Here is a 23,448-nt window from a genome sequence, read left to right as displayed (position 1 = left end):
TCTTAAATTAAAATTGTTCTAAATAAGTAATCTTTATAGTGATTATACTATAAAAAAGTAAGTGTGAACAGATTTTCTTGCAATTTTTGTGACAAAAACTAGACAATTTCATTCATTTTATGGTGCCGTTTGATGTCTGAACATTCTCATTTAGTCGAGATGATCGAAAATATTTTTTTGTTTTCTATTTTCAATGACCTTCAATACATCATCAACATCCTCATACGACTGCCCATACCATTCTTCATCTTTATACGTATGGATTCGTTCATAGGTCTTCCTCATAGCCTCCATCATTTCTTCCTCATTATCTGTAAGAGGCGACCAATAAAGGATTTCCATGCGGTTCACTTCATTTGTTGCAAGTGACCTGCGTTTATAACCGATTGATTCTGCGTGCTTGAAGTGCTCTCTTTGGTAAAACTTTAGGCGTTTTGCAGTATCTGCATCATCTTCATCTACAGGCTCGACCTCAAGCAAGATCGGTTTCTTTTTTTCCTTCAGCTTATGAATGAGCTTTGATCCGAGGCCTTCACCTCTTGCATCTCTGGAAACAAATAAATAATCAATAAAGATGAAAGAATCAAATTCGGCGTACATCATCACATGATGAGGTCCTTCCTCCTTATGATAAATATCACTTCTTTCCTTTAATAAAGCTTCCATATGCTCTTTTGACTTCATTTCTTCTATCGGGAAGTATTCACTGAGCTTTTCATACCAATTCATGGATCCGCTCCTTATGATATCGTTAAGAACCACTTCCTTAGATATTCCCGATTTTCTGCTATTTAAACGCCTGTACTAGTAAGACGCAGTAAAGACTTCACTAGTTTCACTTTTTTTCAAACAACAGAAAAAAGTTTTATATCGTACGGTCCATGAGTAATTGAAAACAAACAAAGAGGATGAGTGTCATCCCAGTTTGAAACATAATGAAATAAAGATACTTCATGCGCCGTGATTCTTGCTTCTGATTGCTTGTCTTTCGGTTTAGCATATATTCCACGGAAAAAGACACGATGCCAATGAGCAGCGAAACGTCTTCCATATCGACATCTGATTTCCTCCTAGAAACCGCTTGTTGTTATCTAGAAATTACCATCATCTTATTTTTTGTAAAATAAAAAAAGAAGCACTGACATAGCAGCGCTTCTTTCTTCTTATGATTGTTTAGCTTGAAGCTCTTTGAATTCTTCCTCTGTGCAGCTCACAAAGTGACCTGGCTTCACTTCACGGAACTCGGTGTTCGTTCCTTTGTGAACAGATGGATCATACTTGATTCGTTTGCGGTTACGCTCATAATCTGGATCTGGGAGCGGAATCGCAGATAGTAATGATTTTGTATATGGATGAAGCGGATTTTCGTATAATTCATTCGCTGGTGCCAGCTCTACCAATTTTCCGAAATACATCACACCAATACGATCGCTGATGTATTTTACCATAGACAGGTCATGGGCAATGAATAAGTACGTTAAGCCTTTTTCTTCTTGAAGTTCTTTCATTAAGTTGACAACCTGTGCTTGGATCGACACATCTAATGCAGAGATTGGTTCATCGGCAATGATGAAATCTGGTTCAACTGCTAATGCACGGGCAATTCCGATACGCTGCCTTTGACCACCTGAGAATTCATGCGGGTATCTGTTTGCATGCTCTTTGTTCAATCCAACGGTTTCAAGCAATTGGTATACACGCTCTTTACGTGCTTGCTTTGTTTTCGCAAGGCCATGAATGTCGATGCCTTCTGCAATGATATCAAGCACTGTCATTCTAGGGTTGAGTGAGGCATATGGATCTTGGAAGATCATCTGCATTTGACGGTTGAACTCAAGCATTTTTTGTCTTGATTTCTTCCCGTGTACACTTTCCCCTTTATAAAGAACCTCACCATCTGTCGCATCATAAAGTCTAATGATGGAGCGGCCCGTAGTGGATTTACCACAACCAGACTCCCCTACAAGGCCAAGTGTTTCACCTTTATAAATATCAAATGAAACTCCGTCAACTGCTTTCACAGTCCCTCTTGCTGTATGGAAATGCTGCTTCAAATTTTTGATTTCTAACAGTTTTTCTGCCATGCTATTCACCCTCTTTTACTAATACAGGTTTTTCGTAGCTACCTTCTAGTTCACGCATTCTCGCCTTTACAGAAGCAGGCGGTTCAACTTTAGGTGCATTTGGATGAAGTAGCCATGATTTCACATAATGCGTATCTGATACTTTGAACATTGGCGGTTCTTGTTCAAAGTCAATTTTCATTGCATAATCGCTTCGGAGTGCAAATGCATCTCCTTTCGGCGGGTTTGTCAGATCTGGCGGTGTTCCTGGGATTGCAGTCAGCTTTCCTTCATCTCCGCCATCTGTGTCAAGGCTCGGCATTGATGCTAAAAGCCCCCACGTATATGGATGTTTTGGATTGTAGAAAATTTCATCAACAGTCCCTGTCTCCACAATCTGTCCTGCATACATAACGGCTACACGATCAGCGACGTTGGCGACAACACCTAGATCATGCGTAATAAAGATAATAGATGTTTCCACCTTTTGCTGAATTTCTTTCATTAATTCTAAAATTTGCGCCTGAATCGTTACATCTAGTGCTGTCGTCGGCTCATCGGCAATCAATAGCTTTGGATCTGCTGCGAGCGCCATCGCGATGACAACCCTTTGTCTCATCCCGCCACTAAATTCGTGCGGGTATTGCTTGATTCTTTTTTCAGGCATTGCAATTCCAACAAGCTCCAGTAATTCAATGGCTCTTTTTTCAGCCGCTTCTTTTGAAATTTGTTCGTGCTTGAACAGTACTTCTGTAATTTGCTTCCCGACTTTCATCGTTGGATTCAAAGAAGTCATCGGATCCTGGAAGATCATTGAGATGTCTTTTCCTCGAATGGTTTGCATTTGTTTTTCTGTTTTCTTGACGATATCTTGCCCATCAAACAGGATCTGTCCGCGCTTGAAATAACCCGGCGGCATCGGTATTAATCTCATGATGGCCTGTGATGTCACACTTTTACCAGAGCCAGATTCACCTACAATAGCAAGTGTCTCGCCTTTATTTAAGTGGAAGTTCACACCACGAATGGCTTGAACCTCTCCACCATATGTTTTAAATGAGATTGCAAGGTCTTTCACCTCTAGAATACGTTCACGTTCCATCCTAATCACTCCTTATTTACGCAACTTCGGATCTAAAGCGTCTCTTAGTCCGTCTCCAACCACGTTAAAACCAAACATTGTTATACAGATAAATGCGGCTGGGAACCATAATCTCCAAGGATAGTACGTCATGGCCGGAATTCCGTCAGACGCCATTGTTCCCCAGCTCGCTAATGGAGCCGGTACACCAAGTCCTAGATAGCTTAAGAATGCCTCCGTGAAAATAGCTGAAGGAATGGTGAGTGTCATTGTGACAAGAATTGGTCCCATTGAGTTTGGAATTAAGTGTTTAAATAAAAGTCTAGATGTTTTCGCACCTAATGTTTGTGCAGCAAGAACGTACTCTTGACTCTTTAATTGTAGAACCTGTCCCCGAACGATACGTGCCATGTTTATCCAGCCTACGACTGTCATGGCGAGGATAATTGTTAATAATCCTTTTGGCAGAACAACCATCATTAAGATAACCATTAATAGTGTTGGAATTGCCCATAAAACGTCTGCGATACGCATCATGACTTCATCTGTACGGCCGCCTTTGAACGCAGCAATACTTCCCCAGATAATACCGATGATCACGTCAAGGACCGCTGCAGCAAGACCGATGAAGATCGAAATTCTTGCCCCGACCCATGTACGGACAAACATGTCACGTCCTAAATCATCTGTACCGAACCAGTGCTCTTTTGAAGGTGGCTGGTCTGCATTCAGTAAATCGGTCGTCGAGTAATCATATTTAGAAAAAATCGGAACAAAGATGGCCAGCATCACAATAATAAAAATGATTGAAAGACCAACCATTGCAAGTTTATTTGCACGGAAGCGAAGCATAGCATCCTTCCATAAAGATAGACTAGGTTTAGAAATTTTTTCAGATTCTGCTGCGTCAGCTGTCGCAGGAACAAATAAATCTTTTCTCATCTCTTCCATGTGTTAGACCCCTTTCTTCGCCTTCGTCAGTTTAATTCTAGGATCGATAATACCGTAGAGGACGTCAACGACTAGAATACTGATTAATAGAATAATACTGTAGAAGACTGTGACACCCATGATGACGGTGTAATCACGGTTTGTAATACTTGTGACAAAGTGAGAGCCTAATCCAGGAATACCGAAAATCTTCTCCACGACAAAACTACCTGTTAACACTGAAGCAGCCATTGGTCCCATATATGTAATGACAGGTAACAATGCGTTTCGAATTGCGTGTTTAATCGTCACAGCTGATTTCGTTAATCCTTTCGCTCTAGCCGTTCTAATGTAATCACTGTTTAGAACTTCAAGCATACTTGACCGTGCAAGTCTAGCGATAAATGCCATAGGCATGAAGGAAAGTGCAATAGAAGGTAGTACGGTGCTGGCCCAAGACTCCCATCCTGCAACTGGGAAAATCGCTATAACGCTTGCCTCAGATGCAAATACATATTGTAGCAGCGCAGCTAAAATGAAACTTGGAACTGAAATTCCAAAGATCGTTAAAATGGCAATCGTATAGTCCTGCCACTTGTTATGATAGAGCGCTGCAAGGACCCCAAACAATACACCAAATGCTAATGCGAGGAGAATTGCCTCAATTCCGAGGGTAAAGGAAACGGGGAATCCAGAACTGATTAAGTCATTTACAGTTTGTCCTTTATATTTAAATGAGGGACCAAAATCTAATTTTGCAACTGAACCTAAGTAGTTTACATATTGAACAAATAAGGGCTTGTCCAACCCGTAGTGCTCGTTTAGGTTTGCTTCAATTTCAGCAGGAAGTTTCTTCTCACCAGAGAATGGACCACCCGGTGCTGCCTGCATGAGAAAGAAAGTTGCAGTTACAATAACAAACAGTGTGATTAAAATATATATTAATCGCTTACCGATATATTTAAGCAACGGAATTGCACCTCCATGATTTTACAACATTTTCTCTAATCAGCAAGAAAGGTATATGGAGAGACATCCTCCATATACCTTAAGATCCTTGCCGTAGATCTCTTACACTATAATTCTTACTTTTCGAAATGTGCCCATTTGTATTGAACATCACCTAGTCCAGATACAACCACACCTTTTAGTTTTGGATCTTGTACCCAAAGCTGAGTGTAGAAGTAAATTGGTGCTATAGGCATATCGTTGATGATGATTTCTTCTGCTTTTTTCAGCATTTCTTCACGTTTCGTTTTATCTGTTTCTTTAGCAGAATCATTCAACAATTGTTTGTACTCTTTGCTTTCCCATCCAGTGTCGTTGTTTCCACCGTCTTTATCTTTGTAAAGCTCAAGGAAGTTCACTGGATCGTTGAAGTCACCTAACCAGCCCATACGTCCGATTTGGTAATCTCCGCTGTGGATTTTGTCGATGTATACGTTCCACTCAGAGTTATCAAGTTCAACTTTCACGCCTAAATCCTTTTTCCACATTTCTTGAATTGCTTGAGCAATCTTTTGGTGGCCTTCATCTGTGTTGTAAGAAAGTTTCAATGCTGGAAGATCAGAAACTGACTTATAACCTAATTCTTTCACACCTTTTTCAAGAAATTCTTTCGCAGTTGCTACATCGTGATCTTTGAAGTAGCCCGTTTTGTTATCAGTGAATCCTTCCATTGTTGGAGGAACGATTGCCATAGCTGGCACTTGCTCACCTTGCGTAATTTTGTCAACGATCGCTTGACGGTTGATTGAGTATGCAAGGGCCTTACGGATGTTTGCATTGTTTAAAGGTTTTACTTCTGTGTTGAATTTGTAGTTATAGATACCTGCGATCGTTTGGATTTTAAGACCGCCTTCTTTTTTCAATGTTTTTAAAGACTCAGTTGGAAGGCTTCCAGTTGGTGAACCAGCCCAGTCAAGCTCGCCTTTTTTGAACATGCTAAGCTCAGTGTTTGTATCTTTGATCATAGACATGTTGATCTTTTTCAATTTCACAGTATCTTTATCCCAGTATTCATTGTTCTTTTCAAGCGTGATAGAACCGCCATGTTTCCATTTAGAAAGAACGAATGGACCGTTAGATACGTAGTTTTCACCAGCATTTGTGAACCAGTTTTTATTCTTTTCAGCCACTTTTTTGTTGACTGGCATATACGTATAGAATGCAGTTAGTTCAGTAAAGAACGGTGTTGGGTTCTCTAGCTCAACTACAAGCGTTTTGTCGTCTTTAGCTTTAATGCCAACATCAGCAACTTTCGCTTTCCCTTTGTTCGCTGCTTCAGCACCTTTAATATAGTAAAGCTGGTAAGCATATTGAGATTCATTTTTAGGATCTAATGCCCATTTCCAAGCATATTCGAAATCTTTAGCTGTGACAGGGTCACCATTAGACCATTTTGCATCACGAAGTGTGAATGTGTATGTTTTACCATCAGCACTTGTTTTGATATCAGAAGCCATTGCATTTTCTGGCTTACCTTCAGCGTTAATTCTTGTTAATCCCTCAAAAGTCTGACGGATGACACTTCCTGAAGTTGAATCATTTGCCAATCCCGGATGTAGAGAAAAAGGCTCAGTGGAGATATTCACATTTAATGTTGTTTTAGCCTCTCCAGAACTGCTCGTGCTGTCGCCTGATTTGTTTCCGCTGAAACCACAAGCGCTTAATACAAGTGTGAAAATAAGCATTAAAGTAACAACAGACCAACGCTTTTTCAACTGTATTCCCCCTTATAATATGTTTTAGTTCAAAGGTCTCGATAGAAGATGAGATTCAGATTTAAGAAATAGCGTAAAAAAGTCCCTAAATAGCTTACTTTCTATTTCTTTTGTTTTTTCTGAATTTTCACTATGTATAGAGCCTAGCACAAACGTGTGAACAAATTAATTATAATGAATAGAATAATTTATTGCAATATCAATTTCATATATTTTTAAAAAACGTAAATGGGGATAAAGAGGGATTTTTATAAACTAAAGTCTCAATCACTTCAACAAATTAAAGCGTAAATTGATTAAAATAATTTAACAAATTCAGCAGGAATAATGTTTTATACATATAATTAATCATCCTTTTTTAAAAAATTCTGACAGATAGTTGGTTTTTTATCTAAAATTTTAAGTGTCAAACGGCATGATGAGAAGGTCACATGAGGGCTTCGTGACTTTTTTATGGTCATCCTTTATAATAGATAGACATACTGTTGCGATGAAAAAGAAGAGTACATATATTCACCATTTACAGAGAGTCTGCGGCTGGTGCGAGCAGATAATGGCATGTATGGAATGGGCTTTGGAGCAGCTAACCGAACACTTTTGAAAGTTAGTAGGCTTAGACGGAGCAGTCTCCGATATCAACGTCTTGAGTGATTTCTATGTGAAATAACAAGGGTGGTACCACGGTTCATTCGTCCCTTTTCTGTTGAAAAGTGACGGGTGGGCCTTTTTATATTGAAGAAAAGAGGTTTTAGTATGACAAAGAAGACAATTTTTTCAGGCATTCAGCCGAGCGGTTCTGTGACTTTAGGGAACTATATTGGAGCAATGAAGCAATTTGTCGATTTGCAGCATGATTATCATGGCTATTTTTGTGTAGTCGATCAACATGCGATTACGGTGAGTCAGGACCGGCTAGCTCTTCGCCAAAATATTAGAAGCTTAGCAGCTCTTTATTTAGCAGTTGGACTTGATCCAGAGAAGGCAACATTGTTTATCCAATCAGAGGTACCTGCTCACGCCCAGGCAGGATGGATGCTGCAATGTGTTGCTTATATTGGGGAATTAGAAAGAATGACCCAATTTAAGGACAAATCCGCTGGTAAGGAAGCGGTTGTTTCAGGCCTATTAACGTATCCCCCATTAATGGCTGGCGATATTTTATTATACGGTACTGATTTAGTCCCTGTTGGAGAAGATCAAAAGCAGCATCTTGAATTGACTAGAACGCTTGCTGAACGTTTTAATCGAAAATACAATGACATCTTCACTGTACCTGAAGTGAAAATTCCAAAAGAAGGCGCTCGGATTATGTCTTTAACAGATCCAACGAAAAAGATGAGCAAATCCGATCCGAACCAAAAATCCTTCATTACCTTATTAGATGAACCAAAGCAGCTAGAAAAGAAAATCAAAAGTGCTGTGACGGATTCAGAAGGCATCGTCAAATACGACAAAGAGAACAAGCCTGGTATTGCCAACTTGCTGACGATTTATTCTGTATTAGGTAACGTATCGATTTCAGAGCTGGAACAAAAGTACGAAGGCAAAGGGTATGGTGAGTTTAAAGGAGATCTTGCGAACGTAGTCGTTGATGCTTTAAAACCAATACAAGATCGGTACTATGAACTCATTGAGTCAGACGAGCTTGACCGCATTCTTGACGAAGGTGCTGAAAAAGCAAACCGCGCAGCAAACAAAATGCTGAAAAAAATGGAGAATGCGATGGGTCTTGGCAGAAAACGCAAATAAAAAAAGCTTGCAGCACATCACGCTGCAAGCTTTTTCTAATTCACCTTTGATTCGTTTTCCATTTCCCAAAGCTTTTCAAAAAACGGCTGTCCTTTAATCATTTTTTCACAGAAAGCTAAATGATTCTCTGACCATCCATCAATGGTTTCATTGTAAAGCATGTTCCAAATCTCTTCGAATGACATTCGTTTGATTTGGTTGTACATGTGCGGGTTCCATTCCGTATACCAATACGCAATCTCCGCCCTGTTTTGAAGACCTTTTAATTGATCGAGCGCCATAAACATTAGCTGCTTCAGCTGTCTTTCTTTTCTCGTTAATCCACTGATGTGCTGCGGCGGCAAAGACAAAATATGATACTCCTTCGCCGACTCAAGACTGTCCAGAGAAAATTCATATTCCTCAGCCTTTACATCTTTCACCATCTCATACACCAATTGCTCCTGCCTTGGGATTAAGCGGCTTTTCCTCACAGGAATGGAATACCCAATCGTATCCACAGCAATGATTCGAATGCCGTCCGTGACCACAAAGCAATACTCTAATTTACGCCGTTCATGATTTTTTCGAATATATGATTTCTCAAATACAGATTCTAGCAGCGTCTTCGGCAGCTCTGAAAGATCATTCTCTATGTAATCAAACAAAGGACTCTGCACCTTGAGTAAAGGCACTTGATCTAACAGCTCAACGCTGTCCTCCTTGCGCCACTCATGAAAATGACACACATTGTAGCCATTTTCTTCCCCTTCAAACCAATTCACCCATACGTCATGAAGAAATAACATAACCAATCCCTCACTTTTTAAAAACTGTTGTCCACAGTATGGGCAAGGGATAGAGAAATTATTCCAACTTTATCAAAACTTCAAGCGGAGCGAATGATGGCGTGCATTTTTTTATTTTTATAAAGAAAACAAAGTGCGTGTGCAGAGTCCCTTTCATCTTGTCATAAAAAATGAGGCATTACTTTAGCTTTTTAGGATCAAGCGCATCTCTCAGCCCATCTCCTAAGAAATTAAAGCATAAAACGGTCAGCAATATCAGTAAACCTGGGAAGAGCGGATACCACCACGCTTGCACCATAATCGAGAAGTTTTGTGCATCTTGCAGCATGTTGCCCCAGCTTGCTGTTGGCGGCTGTATACCAAACCCTAGATAGCTCAGCGTTGATTCGGCTAAAATGACGGAACCTACTTTAAGTGTAGCTGACACGATAATAGGACCGATACAGTTCGGTAAAATATGCGAAAAGATGATGACATGGTTTTTCGTTCCAATGGTTCTTGCCGCAAGTACGAATTCTCTTGTTCGTAGTGATAAGAATTCACTGCGGATCAGTCTCGCGGTTGTGGTCCAGCCGGTCAAAGCAAAGATTAATATCAATTTATCAATGCCCGGTTTGAAAATGGTAACAAGCGTGATCAATAGAAAAATGTCAGGAATCGACAATACCACATCAACAAATCTCATTAAGATAGAATCAACAAATCCTTTGAAATACCCTGCTACCGCTCCAACGACGGTGCCAATGGTGATCGCCCCGACCACTGAGACGAAGCCAACTAGCAGAGAGACCCTCGCTCCATAAAGCACCCTTGAGAAAATATCTCGGCCAAACTTGTCAGTTCCCATCAAATGCTCAGCACTTGGCGGCTGGAGCCGCTTCAATAAATCTTGCTGCTCTGGTGCATAAGGGGCAATCACTGGAGCGAAAATGGCTGAAAAGATAATGACCAATAAGATCACGTAGCCGGCAACCGCCAGTTTATTTTTGAAAAATTTCTCACAAAATAAACGCAGCATCGTCTCTGGCTTTGGCGGAAGACCCTCTTTTAATTTGAGATCAACAGGACGTGTTCCCATATTAGGCTGTGCCAATTGTGCTTCAGCTCCCTTCTAATATTCAATACGCGGATCAACGATCGCATATAGAATATCCGCTATTAAATTTCCAACCACCACGAGCACTGCGGAAATAACAGTCATCGCCATAATGACCGGATAATCTCTCGAAAAGGCAGAATCGATGAACAGCTTTCCAAGCCCTGGCCAAGTGAAAATTTGTTCCACCACGACTGCGCCGCCAATAAAGGATGGAACCATCAATCCGAAAATCGTAATGACAGGCATAAGACCGTTTCTTAACCCGTGCTTGAAAATGACTTTGTTTTCTCGAAAGCCTTTCGCTCTTGCGGTGCGAATATAATCCTGCCTCATGACATCAAGCATACTCGACCTTGTGTACCGGGTGAGCCCTGCCATATCAGCAGTTGCTAAAACAAAGGCTGGTAAAATGATGTGATGGAGCCGGTCAAACACATTAAAATCGGCATTTAAGGTAGAAACACCGCCTGTCGGGAACCATCCTAGATTCACAGATAAAACCATAATCAGAATGAGTCCAAACCAAAAGTTCGGAATAGCCAGTCCGATAAAAGATGTAACCGTAATGCCATAGTCAAGCTTTGTATATGGACGTTTTGCTGAAAGAACACCAAATGGGATGGCGATAATCAGTGCGACTAATGTAGAAAAGATCATGAGGATGAGGGTATTTGGCAGCCGGGCAAAAATCAAATCAGCCACGGGCGTTCCCTTTTTAACAATGGAGGTGCCAAAGTCACCTTGAAGCATATTGCCAAGCCATTTCATATATTGCACATATTCAGGATCGTTCAAGCCGTACTTATCAATAAAGGCTTCCCGGTCTGTGGCACTAATGGTCGGGTCCATCATGAGTGACATCGGATCGCCTGGTGCTGCTTTCATAATGGCGAAGGACAAAATGGTAATCCCAAATAAGATGGGAATGGAAAGCAGTGTCCTTCTAATGATATATGTAACCATATGCACAACTCCTTTTTCATCGGATCGCCATACTGTGATGAAAAAGGGCTAAAATAGTCTTTATTTTAGCCCTCTGTCTTCTTTGCAGCGTGATATGAGAACCCTTTAAATCTAACTGGTGCTTGGTGAATGAAATCACCGTGAGCACCAGCGCGCCGGACTGACACCGAATAGAAAGGTTTGTCTTCACACTGAAAGGGGAGAACCCTCCCCTTCTTCAATAGCAGCCTACTGTTCAATCCACCATTTCTCGATTTTGTAATACTCATCTTTCGGGTGGTAAGAGTAGCCTTGGAGATTAGATGGCATCGCGCGATGTGAGTTGGCATAATAAAGGAACGTATATGGCTGATCTTCTGCGATCAGTTCATAAATTTTTTCATATGCCTTTGAATATTCTTTTCGATCGCTTAAGTTCTTAGCATCCACTAACAGCTTATCGACCTCTTCATTTTTATACCAGATGTTATTCAAGCCTTTTTCTGACTGGCTTGAGTGGAAGATGCTGAATTGATCAGGGAATGTGGCAAGGCTCCAGCCGAGCAGCAGCGCATCGTAATCCCATTTAGGCGGTGTCGTCTGCTCAATGAGTGCACTGAATTCCACAATTTGCGGCTTCGCTTCAACACCAATTTCTTTGAGCTGCTGCTGGACAACGACAGCGATGTCTTCACGGACTTTGTTTCCTTGGTTGGTCTTTAAGACAAAGGAGAATTTTTTGCCGTTCTTATCAAGATAGCCATCTCCATCTGTATCCTCCCAGCCCTCTTCTTTCAGCATCTTTTTCGCTTTTTCTTGATCAAACTCAAATACTGGAACACGATCATTCTTCGGATAGTTCCATGACAGCGGACTTTCTGGAATGTTGGCTACTTTGCCGTCTCCATCTAACACTTGATCGACAATCGTTTGGCGATCAATGGCATGTGTCAGCGCTTGGCGGATCTTTTTACTTTTAAAGAGATCATTTTTTTGGTTCCAGCCAATGTATGAATAATTGAGCCCTAGATCAGATTCAATTTTAATGTTGCTGACTTTTTCAGCTGTTTGCAGCTCTGCTCCCGGTACAGCAAAGAAATCAATATCGCCTGCTGACAGCTGGGCAATCGCTGCATTCTGATCAGGAATGGTTTTAATCGTGACGGTATCAAGGTATGGACGTCCATCCCAATAATCGTCAAAGGCTTCTAGTTTAACGTAGTCTCCTTCTTTCCACTCGGCAAATTTAAATGGACCTGAACCAATTGGATTTTTTCGGTTAAATTCATTTTCACCGAGATCCTTTACAGGCACATCACCTAAAATATGCTTAGGCAAAATGCCATAGCTTCCTAGTGTGACATTATAGAAATAGGGATCTTTTTTATTGAGCTTGAATTCGATTGAGTAATCCCCTGTCTTTTTAACGGAATCTAATACTTCAAAGCCTGATCCGCGCTCTCCATTGTAGTCCTTATTGATCGGAATGCTGTATGTAAACACAACATCATCAGCCGTCAGTTCTTCACCATCATGAAACTTTACGCCTTTTTTAATGGTCACATCAAACTGCTTGCCGTCATCAGATTCTTTAATATCCTCTGCCAGCGATAGCTGAGGGTTCAGCTTTCCGTCAGTTTGAAGTAAGAAGCTGTAGATTCTTTCCTCAATATCAGAGCTTGCCACGTCTGTTGAATACAGCGAGTTAAATAACGTAGGCTCTGCAATTGAACCGATGACAAGGTCTCCGCCTTGTACAGGTTTTCCAGTTGATTTCTTTTCACTATCTCCAGATGTTTTATTTCCACTAGAGCAAGCCGCAAGCATGAGTGTAAAGATCAGCAGTAAACTGACCAAAATGGGTTTTCTATTTCTACCTTTCATATACAATTCCCCCTATCTTTTTTTAGAAATGACGACAGATGCCGCTTCATCCCTCCTCTCAAAGATGAGATCTTCCAAGCTGATTAAGCGTCGTAGAGGTGGCAGGCAACGAAGTGGTTTGTTTTTAATTCCTGAAATGCTGGTATTTTTTCTTTACAGATTCCCTTTGCATGCGGGCATCTTGTGTGAAATACGCAGCCTTTTGGCGGATTCGCAGGACTTGGCAGATCGCCTTGAAGCATGATACGTTCTCTTTTGATCTGACCCTTTTTACGGGTAACAGGAACAGAAGAAAGCAGTGCCTGTGTATATGGATGGAGCGGTTCATCATACAGGCTGTGCTTATCGGCAAGCTCCATCATTTTGCCCAGATACATCACGCCGACTCTATCACTAATGTGCCTGACCACACTTAAATCGTGAGAGATAAATAGATATGTCAGGTCAAATTCCTCCTGAAGCTCCTCCATCAGATTAATCACCTGCGCCTGAATGGATACATCAAGTGCTGATACCGGCTCATCTGCGATGATCATTTCGGGATTCATGGCAAGCGCACGAGCGATGCCGATTCGCTGCCTCTGCCCGCCAGAAAATTCGTGAGGGTAGCGATTTGCAAAGCTTGGATGAAGGCCCACCTTTGATAAAAGCTGTTCTACTTTTTCATTTCTTTCTTTTAAGGAATATAAGTGATGTGTTTTGTAGGGTTCTTTGATGATGCTTCGAAGTGTTTTTCTAGGGTTGAGTGATGCAAAGGGATCTTGAAAAACCATTTGGATGTTTTTTCGTGTTGATTGTCTTAGCTTTGATTCTGATACGCGGGAGATATCTTGCCCTTTAAAAAAGATTTGACCGTCAGTTGGCTGATATAAGCGAATCATTGTCCGGCCTAGTGTAGATTTACCGCACCCTGACTCCCCAACAATGCCTAACGTTTCACCTTTATAAATCTTCAAGTCTATGCCGTCAACAGCTTTAACTGCACCGACTTTCTTCTGAAAGACGCCCGCTTTAATCGGAAAATGTTTTCGGATCTGTTTCAGTTCAAGGATGGTTTCTTTCTCTGTTAGATCTGTTGGCTGTGGTTGATTTTGAGCAAGGGTCATGTATGGTCTGCCTCCTCATATAAGAAGCATCTGACGCTTCTGCCATTCTCAAATGTCCTCAGCTTAGGCAGCTCTCCTAGGCAGCGCTCCTTCACTTGCGGGCATCTAGGAGCAAAGCGGCAGCCAGCCGGAAGCTGATCTGGCGCAGGGACATTCCCTTTGATCGCCGTTAACGGCTGTATGTCTCCGTCAATGACAGGAATCGATTCAAGCAGCCCTTCTGTGTAAGGATGAAGCGGCTGATCAAATAATTCTTCGACGGTCCCATTTTCAACAACCTGTCCGCAGTACATGACAATGACTCGATCTGCCACTTCAGACACGACACCTAGATCATGAGTAATGAGAAGAATAGATGTACCAAATGTCGTGCATAAATCTTTCATCAATGTGAGCACCTGGGCTTGAATCGTTACATCTAGGGCAGTTGTCGGTTCATCTGCAATGAGAAGCTTCGGATCGCAGCTTAGCGCAATGGCAATCATCACTCTTTGCCGCATGCCGCCTGATAAACGGTGCGGGTAATCTTTGATGATTTGTTCCGGTCTGGAAAAACCAACAATCTTCAGCAGATCAATCGCTTTTTTCGTCGCTTCTTTTTTTGAAAGTTTTTTGTGATAGATGAGGATTTCTGTTATTTGTTCCCCGATGGTTAGGACGGGATTAAGTGAGGTCATGGGTTCCTGAAAGATCATAGATACGTCATTACCACGAATGCTGCATAATTCCTTTTCTCCATATGTAACTAGGTCCTTTCCATCAAGCTTGATGGAACCGTCCATAATTTTTCCACCAGTGCCGTTTATCAACCCCATAATGGATAAGGACGTAATGCTTTTACCAGATCCAGACTCACCGACTAATGCGACAGTTTCTCCTCTGTTGATGCTGAAATCAACGCCATCAACAGCAGGTATCGGTTCTTTTTTTCGAAAAAAATATGTTTTTAAGTTTTGCACTTCAAGCAGCTTGGTCATTCATTCGCCCCTTTCTCCATAGACAATAGAAATGAATAAAAAATTCTGTCTTTTTTGAATAAAAAGAATTATCAAAATTTATATTTGTATATTATTACATTGTTATGACGAAATCAAGAAGAATTTAGTAAATTTGTAATATGTCTCTTTTTATGTTAATCATTCACTTTATGAGTCTACCGCCTTTAAAAAAGTTTCGGACGGCTCTGCAATCATAGACTCCTCGCTGATTCGGTGCTCACTGAAATACTTTTTCACGATATAAAACCCGGTGGCGTAACCAAGCATTTTGGGGTAGTTCCCTTTTCCATAAAGGAGGTTCTGTATCAGTCTTTCGTCGTCCTGCACTTTTTGATCAAGATGACTGGATACCCATTTCTTATACAAGTGCTGAAGCTGCGTTTCGTCATAGAGAGTGGTCCATTTGGCTGTATAGCTTTCTCCGTATCTATGATACACAGCATATTCAGCGAGCCCCTCCATCATGATTGTATCAAGGAATGTAAAATCTTTTTCTTCTTTCGTGAGAAAATGCAACCTGCATACATGGTGATATTCATGAGTCAGCAATGTACCGATACGTTCTTTCGGAGTATTTGGCGACAAAAAGAGAAAGACCTTGTCGTCAAATGCCATGCCGGATTGATAATAAAATTGTTCTCTAATTTCTTTGCTGCTCTCATTAACTGGCAAAATAAAGACAGGAATGTCAGGGCCTTTCCACTGCTTTTGCAGCGTTTGGTATTCTTTCATGACGAGCTGGAAGTACCCTTTTTCTTTGAGCTTGTCGATCATGTCTTTGCATGATCTAAAAGACCGAATCATTCCGTGATGCTGCAGGTGGGAGAGAATAGAGGACCATTCTTTTTCCTCTGCCCCTTTAAAATAAGGAATAAAGCGCGATGCCAGCTCCTGAAATGATGATGATTGATGAATGAGATATTGTGTATTGACTAGACCCATACCGCTAAACACCTCCATTTTCATCATATGCAAAAAAGCGGCGATCTGTTTATAGATCGCCGCCTTCTTAGGAAATATTACGCTTCGTATTTTTTAAAGATAATTGTCGCATTATGTCCGCCAAAGCCAAGTGAGTTACTTAGAGCCACTTGTACTTCTTTTGAACGTGCTTCATTTGCCACATAATCAAGATCACATTCTTCATCCGGTGTTTCAAGGTTAATGGTTGGAGGAATGACGCTGTCTTTAATCGCAAGAACAGAGAAAATAGCTTCTACTCCGCCTGCTGCGCCAAGTAAGTGACCTGTCATTGATTTTGTCGAACTGATTGCAAGCTGATTCGCATGCTCTCCGAACACTTCTTTAATGGCCATTGTTTCAAATTTATCATTGTAAGGTGTGCTTGTTCCGTGGGCATTGATATAATCAATTTCTTCCACAGACAAACCAGCATCTCGAATCGCTTCTTTCATTGCGCGGACGCCGCCTTCTCCGTTTGGAGCCGGTGCTGTAATATGATACGCATCTCCAGTTGAACCATATCCAACAATTTCTGCATAAATCGTCGCCCCGCGTTTTAACGCATGCTCGAGTTCTTCAAGAACAATAATCCCTGCACCCTCACCCATAACAAATCCGTCACGGTTTTTGTCAAATGGACGGCTTGCTGTCTCTGGATCAGGATTTGTCGAAAGGGCTTTGTTCGCACAGAAACCTGCAAACGACATTTTTGTTAACGGCGCTTCTGTTCCGCCTGTGATCATCGCATCTGCATCTCCGCGCTGAATGACTTTAAATGCATCACCAATTGAGTTTGTCCCTGTTGCACATGCTGTCACTGTACAAGAGTTAACCCCTTTTGCGCCAAGTGCAATTGAAATTTGGCCTGTTGCCATATCTGGAATCATCATTGGAACGAAGAATGGGCTTACGCGTCTTGCCCCTTTATTTGAATACACTTCAAACTGCTCTTCAAATGTTTCAAGTCCGCCAATACCAGACCCAACCCATACACCAACACGCGGTGCGATTTCATCTGTGATTTCAAGACGTGAATCTTCTAGCGCCTTTTGAGCAGCAACGACTGCATATTGCGTGAAGCGTGCCATTTTTCGCGCTTCTTTTTTCTCCATGTAATCTTCAATGTTAAAATCTTTTAGTTCTGCTGCTACTTTTGCGGTATATTCACTTGAATCGACACGTGTGATTGGTCCAACTCCTGATACACCTGCTACAGCATTTTTCCATGTTGACTCTACATCGTTGCCAAGAGGTGTCAAAGCACCTAATCCTGTAACAACTACTCGTTTTTTATCCATTAATTTGTGCACCTCACTCTTTTATCGGCCCCATCGCATAGCGATTGCGCCCCACGTTAATCCGCCACCAAAACCAACCATTACAATCACATCGCCGTCATGAATTTTTCCGGCTTCGATTTCTTCACATAGTGAAATTGGAATAGATGCTGCTGATGTGTTTCCATATTTATGGACTGTCTTCGACATTTTTTCAACTGGCAGCTCTAGGCGTTCGCGGGCTGCTTCCATAATGCGAATATTTGCTTGATGCGGAATCAAGAAGTCAACGTCTTCTTTTGATAGTCCAGCTTTTTCGATGACGTTTACGCTTGACTCGCCCATTTGTCTTACAGCAAATTTAAATACTTCTCGTCCATTCATGATTGTATGATCTTTTTCATCTAAGTACAAGTGCTTCCCGCCTCTTCCATCGGCTCCAAGCTCAAATGAGAGAATTCCTTTACCTTCGCTGACTTCTCCTAACACAGCAGCGCCTGCTCCATCTCCAAACAGAACAGCTGTATTGCGGTCATCCCAGTCGGTAATGCGAGAAAGCTTTTCAACGCCAACGACGAGCACGTGCTTGAACGTACCTGATTCAATAAATTGTTTTCCAGTAACAAGCCCATACATAAAGCCAGCACACGCAGCGCTAATATCCATTGCACATGCTTTATGTGCACCGAGCTGCTCTTGAATCATACAAGCGACTGTCGGAAATGCTTGATCTGGCGTGACTGTCGCCACAAGAATCATATCGATATCTTCTGCAGCCACATCTGCGTCAGCTAATGCTTTTTTTGCAGCAGCAAGCGCCATATGAGATGTATTGACATCATCAGAAGCAATTCTTCTTTCTTCTATACCTGTTCTAGTACGAATCCATTCGTCAGAAGTTTCAACCATTTTTTCTAAATCAAGATTTGTTAACACTTTTTCAGGTATATAGCGGCCAAGGCCAATAATTCCAGCATTCATTGAATAAGACTCCTTTTACTCATACGAGCATGTAATATTGTGATCTTATATTAGTATCTGGTACTAATTTTACCTTATTTTTTTCTCCTTGGCAATACAAACGTCTAACCTTTCCTCTCACTTTTTTCATAGATTATTGATATACCGATAGTAGAAAGGAGCATGTGATATGGCGCAAAAAGATATTTTTTCGGCTATGATGTTTGGCCAGCCGCTTGAAAAGGAGAAAAGCAAGACAGAAGCAAAGGAGGAACGTGAGGAGACATCTCCAAGTGAAGACTCAATTGATTACATGCATGTCATGAATCAAATTGGGAACATTATGAACTCCATCGATGAACTGAAGCCTGTGTTTAAAGATGTTGGCCCTATGATTAGTGCCTTCAAGAAAAAATTATCATAAAAAAAGCCACTATTCTGTGGCTTTTTCTGATTCTGCATCTGCTTTCCCCAGCTCATATGCCTCTTGCATGACAGATGTAAACAATGATAAAAGCGGCTGAAGAGCTTCGGGCTCAAGCTGAATACCCGCTTTATCTAATTCTTCTTTTGCCTGCGGAAAATACTTCATGGCAATTTGTAAAAACTCCATCGATTTTTCGTGCTGCATCGTCGTATCCTCACTTTTCATTTGGCAGTTTGCCAGTTTTTTTGTAAGTCGCAATATCACTTTCAATATCTTTCACAAAAGCACGGTCAATGGTGGAACTAAATTTCCCCATTTCGATCACTCCTTCTTTAAAATCAAAGGAGTAGTCACCTTGTTCGTTTAGCTTGCCTTCATTAAATTTCTTCGCAATAATAGTGTACGCTTTATCCACATGCTGGACTGTGCTTGTTAAGACGGTATGACTGCCGAGGTTGGATTGATCAGTGACATATCCGATCGCTGATAAATTATCGGCTTTGATTTGTTCAATGACAGGGATATTATAACCATCGCCTGCTGGATATACAACATCTACGCCCTGCTTTTTCAATTTTTGATAGAGCTCCACGGCTTTGTCAGCATCATCCCAGTTTTCGACAAACTCGGCAAGCACTTGTACATGTTCATCTTGATATTTTGCACCTTTGATAAAGCCATCTACTTCGCTTTGCCAATCATATGTAGCAAGAATACCAATCTTTTTTGATTTTGACATATGTGCTGCTGTCATGCCTCCGAAAAAGCCCATCGCTTCACCTTTAAACGTCACATTCGCGACATTATCCGCCTGAGGCTTGTTTCCATTTACCGTGATAAATTGTGTTTTCGGATAATCTTCACTAATTAAGTTGAAAATTTCGCTGTATTCATTGCCATGGCCAATAATCAAATTGACTCCTTTTTTGTGAAATTCTTCAATGGCATCAACGATTTTCTCTTTGTCGACCATTCCTTCCTTATAATAAACATCTACACCAAATGTTGATTGAATATTTAATAAGCCTTTATAACCTTTCGTTCCCCAAACTTGATCATTAATTGTATCGGGGACGAGTAAACCCACCTTCTCAATCTGTCCTTTTAAAGGTGCCTGTGAGCAGGCAGATAATAGGAGAAGGAACGAAAAGATCATGACAAGCCGCTGATACTTCATGCCATGTTCAACTCCCTTTGCCACATGCAGGCATGAACCTGTATGTTAAATATAGGTTTATTTTATACTGAAAAAAGATAAGATGGAAGATCATTCTTGCTTTTTGTCGAAAAATGTTGAGTTTTGTCTTTTCCATTCTACCATCATTTCTTCTGCTTGTTTGTCATCCGTTTGTCTTTCTACCTTCAATTCATATATCATTTCCTGTCTTTGTTCAGTGCCCGATGCCCACTTGAACAAATCCCTTACCACATCTTCTACAAAAAATGCTTCATCACGCTTAGTTCTTTCTTTATTAAGTGCCCATGGTCCGAACATGCGAGGGAGAATAACAGCCGGCACATTCTGATTGGACGATTCGTCTTCGGGTTTTTCGTAAAGAACCCGGTACATGCCATGTTTCGCTTTCATGTCTTTGTGTCGTTTATCTGATTCCTCTGATTGAATAAAGATGAGGTCATACGTGTCTTTTCCATCCTGAAGGTCAATGACACGGAAGAGATCATTTCTGCCGAGCCACATCATTCGCTCTTCTAATAACATCTTTTGCTCTTCTGTATGATCATGAGGACATGTGATATCCACTTGAATGCCCTCTTTCATCATATATTCACACAGCGCTAGACCAAAAAATTCATCTGCTCCTATGATCAGTCCTGTTTCCATGTTCATGTCCCCTTTTTTAGCTTATCGAATAAAAAGAAGAGCCCTTTCCATGAAGGGCTGTTATCATCCTATTCATCACAATTCTCTTTCATGCGATTTATAAAACTTGTGAATGGATTGAAAGATTCTTCTCGGATGATCAAACATATGCAAGGTGAGATCGATCTGACAATGCTCTGGATTCTTCATATGCTGATCTATAAAAGGCTTTGCATGCAGTTCATATGCATACGGTGCGCCGTTTAGTCTTTGCCATATGTGAATCGGTACATGAGCAGAATGAACAGGGCAAGCAGGGAGCGGGTACGTTTCCGCTTCCTTTTCAGAGCAGCCGTAGCTCTTCGCTAATTCTTTGATCATCTGTTTATAAAAGAATTTGTGTTCCTTTTCTCTTTCTCGTTGTGCATAGAGATGCAGACATGGATTCACGAGCGCAATGGACCTTAGCACTTCTGGCATCTCTTCAGCAAGGCTCATGGCAACGAGTGCGCCCATCCCCTCTGCCAGCACATGAATTTCCCGGTTTAATATTTCTTGTTTTAATGTGTGATGAACGAGCTGCTTTGCACTAAAAACAGCATCTTCGCATCCCCAGTGATTCCCATGAAGATGACTATTAAACAATGTATATCCTTCATCCTTTAAGGCAGTTAAAAGCTGGTTTCTTCCATAGTGCTGAAGCCAGAATGATGTATTTTCCTGCACAAAGTGATTTCGGTCACCGAGGATAAGAATGCCAAAGCCATTTGGTTTTTGAGGAAGGTGAATGACGTTCCACTGGGAACCAAGCTGGAAAAACCGTTCGCTTACACCCATATGGCCAGCCTCCTTTCAGTGATTCTGCTTTCTATGATATGAACAACAACTCTTGTAGGAATAAGGAAATCCCCTAAAGAGAGAAGAATTCTTTTTATTTTTATAGCAGAAGGTCTCAAAATGGTCACATAAAGGCTAAAACAGTCTTTTCCCCTCACTCGTATCTATGGTATGATAATCAATAGATTGTTACATAAAGGACGGTGGGATTATGCATTATATTATCACCCTCATTTGGACTTTTCTGCTGACACATATGGCTGGCTACATCGTTGCCTCGATGAATGGCGCTGCTTATGACTTTACTTTGACTTCTATTCTTGCAGTGGTGTTTACGGTTATTTTATTCATCTTTGCTGAAGTAAGTCCAATGAAAGAAACGGAAAGTTCAACAAAACACTCTTAATACGTAAGACTTGATTGCTGAGGAAGAGCTAAAATGATGTTGATTTTAGCTCTTTTTCTTTTTGATTGAAAAGCGGTACGCTAAAACCCCCTGCAGCCACAGGGGGTTTTTTTATCGATTACACCTCGACGGTTTCGGACTTCTGTTTGTCTGCTGTCAAATGGCTTTTCGCAAGCCCTGTAAACAGGAAGATCGCGATACCAGATAAAATTTCAAGGACCCCACCGCCAGCAATGACAGGTCCTGCTCCAAACCTTTCTGCCAGAACACCTGATACGACAGCTGCAAGCGGGAGAAAAACATTTGATGAAGCATTGATCACGGCGTATACTTGCGGCTGATCGTCTTGGTCGACAGACGTTTGAATAATGACCATTTCCGGTACATTGATCGCACTAACGGCGGCACCGAATATAAAGGATGCAAGTAGAACGACCGGCAGCCATGTACTCATCCCTGTGATAAAGAACGCAGCTCCTTCAATCATACCAGCGACAATAAAGAACAAACCAAATCTCTTAATTTTCACTTTCGCTAGAGCAAAGCCCATCATAAACGCGCCGACTGCGGCAACACCTCTTAAAATGGAATACACCATGGAATCGCTTTGCAGTGCTTCTGCTACGTATACAGCAGATAGTGCCTGCCACGGTGCTGCGGCGACATTCATTAAAATACAATACAGCGTCAGTGCAAATAAAATGTGATGATTTTTGACGACGAGAAAACCTCTTTTTAAGTTATACAAATATGTATTCTTTGCTTGTTTAATGCCTGCTGCTTTTTCTTCATCGGTTTTCTTTAGTTTGACGCCGATAATAAACAGGCCGGATATGATGAATAAGGCAGTGGTGATGAGCAGGGTATCTGCAGGTCCGATTAATTTGACCAAGAGACCAGCCACCATGACTGCTGCAAGTGCGACAATCTCAAAAGAAGATTGCAGGATGGCATTTGCTTTTTGAATCAGATGCTTCGGAACAATCTGCGGTAAAATGGCCACAGAGGCTGGATTATATGCTGCACCTGTTGCCGATTGAATAACCATTAATGAGATCAATAACCATAAAGGCAATAGATGTGAAAAATGCAGAAGCGGAATAATGAGTACAATTGTTGCTCGAACGACGTCTGAAGCGAACATCCATTTAGACAAATGGTGCTTTTTCATAAGAGGTCCTAGTATTGGGGCTAACAAAGATGAAGGAAGAACGGTTACTGCTAGGAGAAGTCCTGTACCGAGTGCTCCATCCCCTCTCAAAATCAATAGCCAAAGGACGGATGTAAAAGCAAAACTTTCTCCTGTGTTTTTAATCAGTCTTGATATGAATAATGAGGTGAAGCGTTTATTCCAAACACTTTCACTGAGATTCGTCTTTTCCATCACACAAAT

23 protein-coding genes and 1 other annotated feature are annotated in these 23,448 nt (G+C 41.3%); of the genes, 3 read left to right on the top strand and 20 right to left on the bottom strand.

What is annotated here, in order from left to right:
- Positions 1 to 150: 150 nt before the first annotated feature.
- The 6 genes from GKC25_RS05400 to GKC25_RS05375 form a co-directional block, all read right to left on the bottom strand.
- On the bottom strand, positions 151 to 729 hold the full coding sequence (locus GKC25_RS05400) for a GNAT family N-acetyltransferase (RefSeq protein WP_034663254.1): 579 nt from the start codon (positions 727 to 729) through the stop codon (positions 151 to 153).
- Between the two features lie 434 nt (positions 730 to 1,163).
- Positions 1,164 to 2,084: an ABC transporter ATP-binding protein gene (locus GKC25_RS05395; protein ID WP_034663259.1), complete on the bottom strand. Its 921-nt coding sequence runs from the start codon at positions 2,082 to 2,084 to the stop codon at positions 1,164 to 1,166.
- Position 2,085: 1 nt separating this feature from the next.
- On the bottom strand, positions 2,086 to 3,165 hold the full coding sequence (locus GKC25_RS05390; RefSeq protein ID WP_034663262.1) for an ABC transporter ATP-binding protein: 1,080 nt from the start codon (positions 3,163 to 3,165) through the stop codon (positions 2,086 to 2,088).
- A 12-nt stretch (positions 3,166 to 3,177) separates the two neighbouring features.
- A complete protein-coding gene (locus tag GKC25_RS05385) occupies positions 3,178 to 4,095 on the bottom strand; it encodes an ABC transporter permease (protein WP_034663265.1) in 918 nt (305 codons plus the stop codon).
- Between the two features lie 3 nt (positions 4,096 to 4,098).
- Positions 4,099 to 5,043 (bottom strand): ABC transporter permease, encoded by a 945-nt coding sequence (locus tag GKC25_RS05380; RefSeq protein WP_034663268.1) that lies wholly within the window; start codon positions 5,041 to 5,043, stop codon positions 4,099 to 4,101.
- 116 nt (positions 5,044 to 5,159) lie between these two features.
- Complete coding sequence (locus GKC25_RS05375; RefSeq protein WP_034666712.1) at positions 5,160 to 6,797, bottom strand: peptide ABC transporter substrate-binding protein; 1,638 nt, start codon at positions 6,795 to 6,797, stop codon at positions 5,160 to 5,162.
- A 481-nt stretch (positions 6,798 to 7,278) separates the two neighbouring features.
- Positions 7,279 to 7,497: a binding site (T-box leader), on the top strand.
- A gap of 53 nt (positions 7,498 to 7,550) precedes the next feature.
- On the opposite strand from GKC25_RS05375, the gene trpS reads away from it, so the two are divergent.
- Entirely contained in the window at positions 7,551 to 8,546 is a 996-nt protein-coding gene (gene trpS, locus GKC25_RS05370; RefSeq protein WP_034663275.1) for a tryptophan--tRNA ligase, read from the top strand.
- Between the two features lie 35 nt (positions 8,547 to 8,581).
- Here the strand turns inward: trpS and GKC25_RS05365 are convergent, their stop codons facing one another.
- The 9 genes from GKC25_RS05365 to GKC25_RS05325 all read right to left on the bottom strand — a co-directional run bounded on the left by GKC25_RS05365 (position 8,582) and on the right by GKC25_RS05325 (position 18,584).
- Positions 8,582 to 9,334, bottom strand: a complete 753-nt coding sequence (locus tag GKC25_RS05365) for a YjbA family protein (RefSeq protein ID WP_187704445.1) — start codon at positions 9,332 to 9,334, stop codon at positions 8,582 to 8,584.
- A 178-nt stretch (positions 9,335 to 9,512) separates the two neighbouring features.
- Positions 9,513 to 10,412, bottom strand: coding sequence for an oligopeptide ABC transporter permease (gene opp4C, locus GKC25_RS05360; RefSeq protein WP_187704563.1), 900 nt, complete (start codon positions 10,410 to 10,412; stop codon positions 9,513 to 9,515).
- Positions 10,413 to 10,445: 33 nt separating this feature from the next.
- Positions 10,446 to 11,396, bottom strand: coding sequence for an ABC transporter permease (locus GKC25_RS05355; RefSeq protein ID WP_034663283.1), 951 nt, complete (start codon positions 11,394 to 11,396; stop codon positions 10,446 to 10,448).
- Between the two features lie 228 nt (positions 11,397 to 11,624).
- A complete protein-coding gene (locus GKC25_RS05350) occupies positions 11,625 to 13,259 on the bottom strand; it encodes a peptide-binding protein (RefSeq protein ID WP_034663286.1) in 1,635 nt (544 codons plus the stop codon).
- A gap of 83 nt (positions 13,260 to 13,342) precedes the next feature.
- Entirely contained in the window at positions 13,343 to 14,365 is a 1,023-nt protein-coding gene (locus GKC25_RS05345; protein ID WP_034663288.1) for an ABC transporter ATP-binding protein, read from the bottom strand.
- Positions 14,362 to 15,342, bottom strand: coding sequence for an ABC transporter ATP-binding protein (locus GKC25_RS05340; RefSeq protein ID WP_045210037.1), 981 nt, complete (start codon positions 15,340 to 15,342; stop codon positions 14,362 to 14,364). Before GKC25_RS05340 ends, GKC25_RS05345 begins: the two co-directional genes overlap by 4 nt.
- 168 nt (positions 15,343 to 15,510) lie before the next feature.
- Positions 15,511 to 16,305, bottom strand: coding sequence for a DUF2268 domain-containing protein (locus tag GKC25_RS05335; RefSeq protein WP_034663290.1), 795 nt, complete (start codon positions 16,303 to 16,305; stop codon positions 15,511 to 15,513).
- A 77-nt stretch (positions 16,306 to 16,382) separates the two neighbouring features.
- Positions 16,383 to 17,624 carry a beta-ketoacyl-ACP synthase II gene (gene fabF, locus GKC25_RS05330; protein ID WP_034663293.1) on the bottom strand — a complete coding sequence of 414 codons (1,242 nt, stop codon included), beginning with the start codon at positions 17,622 to 17,624 and terminating at the stop codon, positions 16,383 to 16,385.
- Between the two features lie 21 nt (positions 17,625 to 17,645).
- Positions 17,646 to 18,584: a beta-ketoacyl-ACP synthase III gene (locus GKC25_RS05325; RefSeq protein WP_012009552.1), complete on the bottom strand. Its 939-nt coding sequence runs from the start codon at positions 18,582 to 18,584 to the stop codon at positions 17,646 to 17,648.
- 169 nt (positions 18,585 to 18,753) lie between these two features.
- On the opposite strand from GKC25_RS05325, the gene GKC25_RS05320 reads away from it, so the two are divergent.
- Positions 18,754 to 18,987: a hypothetical protein gene (locus GKC25_RS05320; RefSeq protein WP_034663296.1), complete on the top strand. Its 234-nt coding sequence runs from the start codon at positions 18,754 to 18,756 to the stop codon at positions 18,985 to 18,987.
- Positions 18,988 to 18,996: 9 nt separating this feature from the next.
- On the opposite strand, the gene GKC25_RS05315 is transcribed toward GKC25_RS05320, so the two are convergent.
- The 4 genes from GKC25_RS05315 to GKC25_RS05300 form a co-directional block, all read right to left on the bottom strand.
- Complete coding sequence (locus tag GKC25_RS05315; protein ID WP_003211983.1) at positions 18,997 to 19,194, bottom strand: ComZ family protein; 198 nt, start codon at positions 19,192 to 19,194, stop codon at positions 18,997 to 18,999.
- Between the two features lie 10 nt (positions 19,195 to 19,204).
- Entirely contained in the window at positions 19,205 to 20,167 is a 963-nt protein-coding gene (locus tag GKC25_RS05310; protein ID WP_034663299.1) for a BMP family ABC transporter substrate-binding protein, read from the bottom strand.
- A 90-nt stretch (positions 20,168 to 20,257) separates the two neighbouring features.
- Complete coding sequence (locus GKC25_RS05305) at positions 20,258 to 20,833, bottom strand: hypothetical protein (protein ID WP_034663302.1); 576 nt, start codon at positions 20,831 to 20,833, stop codon at positions 20,258 to 20,260.
- A gap of 75 nt (positions 20,834 to 20,908) precedes the next feature.
- Positions 20,909 to 21,649 carry a hypothetical protein gene (locus tag GKC25_RS05300; RefSeq protein ID WP_034663305.1) on the bottom strand — a complete coding sequence of 247 codons (741 nt, stop codon included), beginning with the start codon at positions 21,647 to 21,649 and terminating at the stop codon, positions 20,909 to 20,911.
- 211 nt (positions 21,650 to 21,860) lie between these two features.
- Between GKC25_RS05300 and GKC25_RS05295 the strand changes: the two genes are divergently transcribed.
- Positions 21,861 to 22,055 (top strand): YjzD family protein, encoded by a 195-nt coding sequence (locus GKC25_RS05295; RefSeq protein WP_003211779.1) that lies wholly within the window; start codon positions 21,861 to 21,863, stop codon positions 22,053 to 22,055.
- Positions 22,056 to 22,173: 118 nt separating this feature from the next.
- Here GKC25_RS05295 and GKC25_RS05290 read toward each other — a convergent pair whose 3' ends face one another.
- Positions 22,174 to 23,439, bottom strand: coding sequence for an MFS transporter (locus tag GKC25_RS05290; RefSeq protein ID WP_034663308.1), 1,266 nt, complete (start codon positions 23,437 to 23,439; stop codon positions 22,174 to 22,176).
- Positions 23,440 to 23,448 lie beyond the last annotated feature (9 nt).

Origin of the sequence: Bacillus pumilus, from assembly GCF_038738535.1 — a bacterium.
Taxonomy (GTDB): domain Bacteria; phylum Bacillota; class Bacilli; order Bacillales; family Bacillaceae; genus Bacillus.
This window is presented reverse-complemented; position numbering and strand designations above follow the sequence as displayed.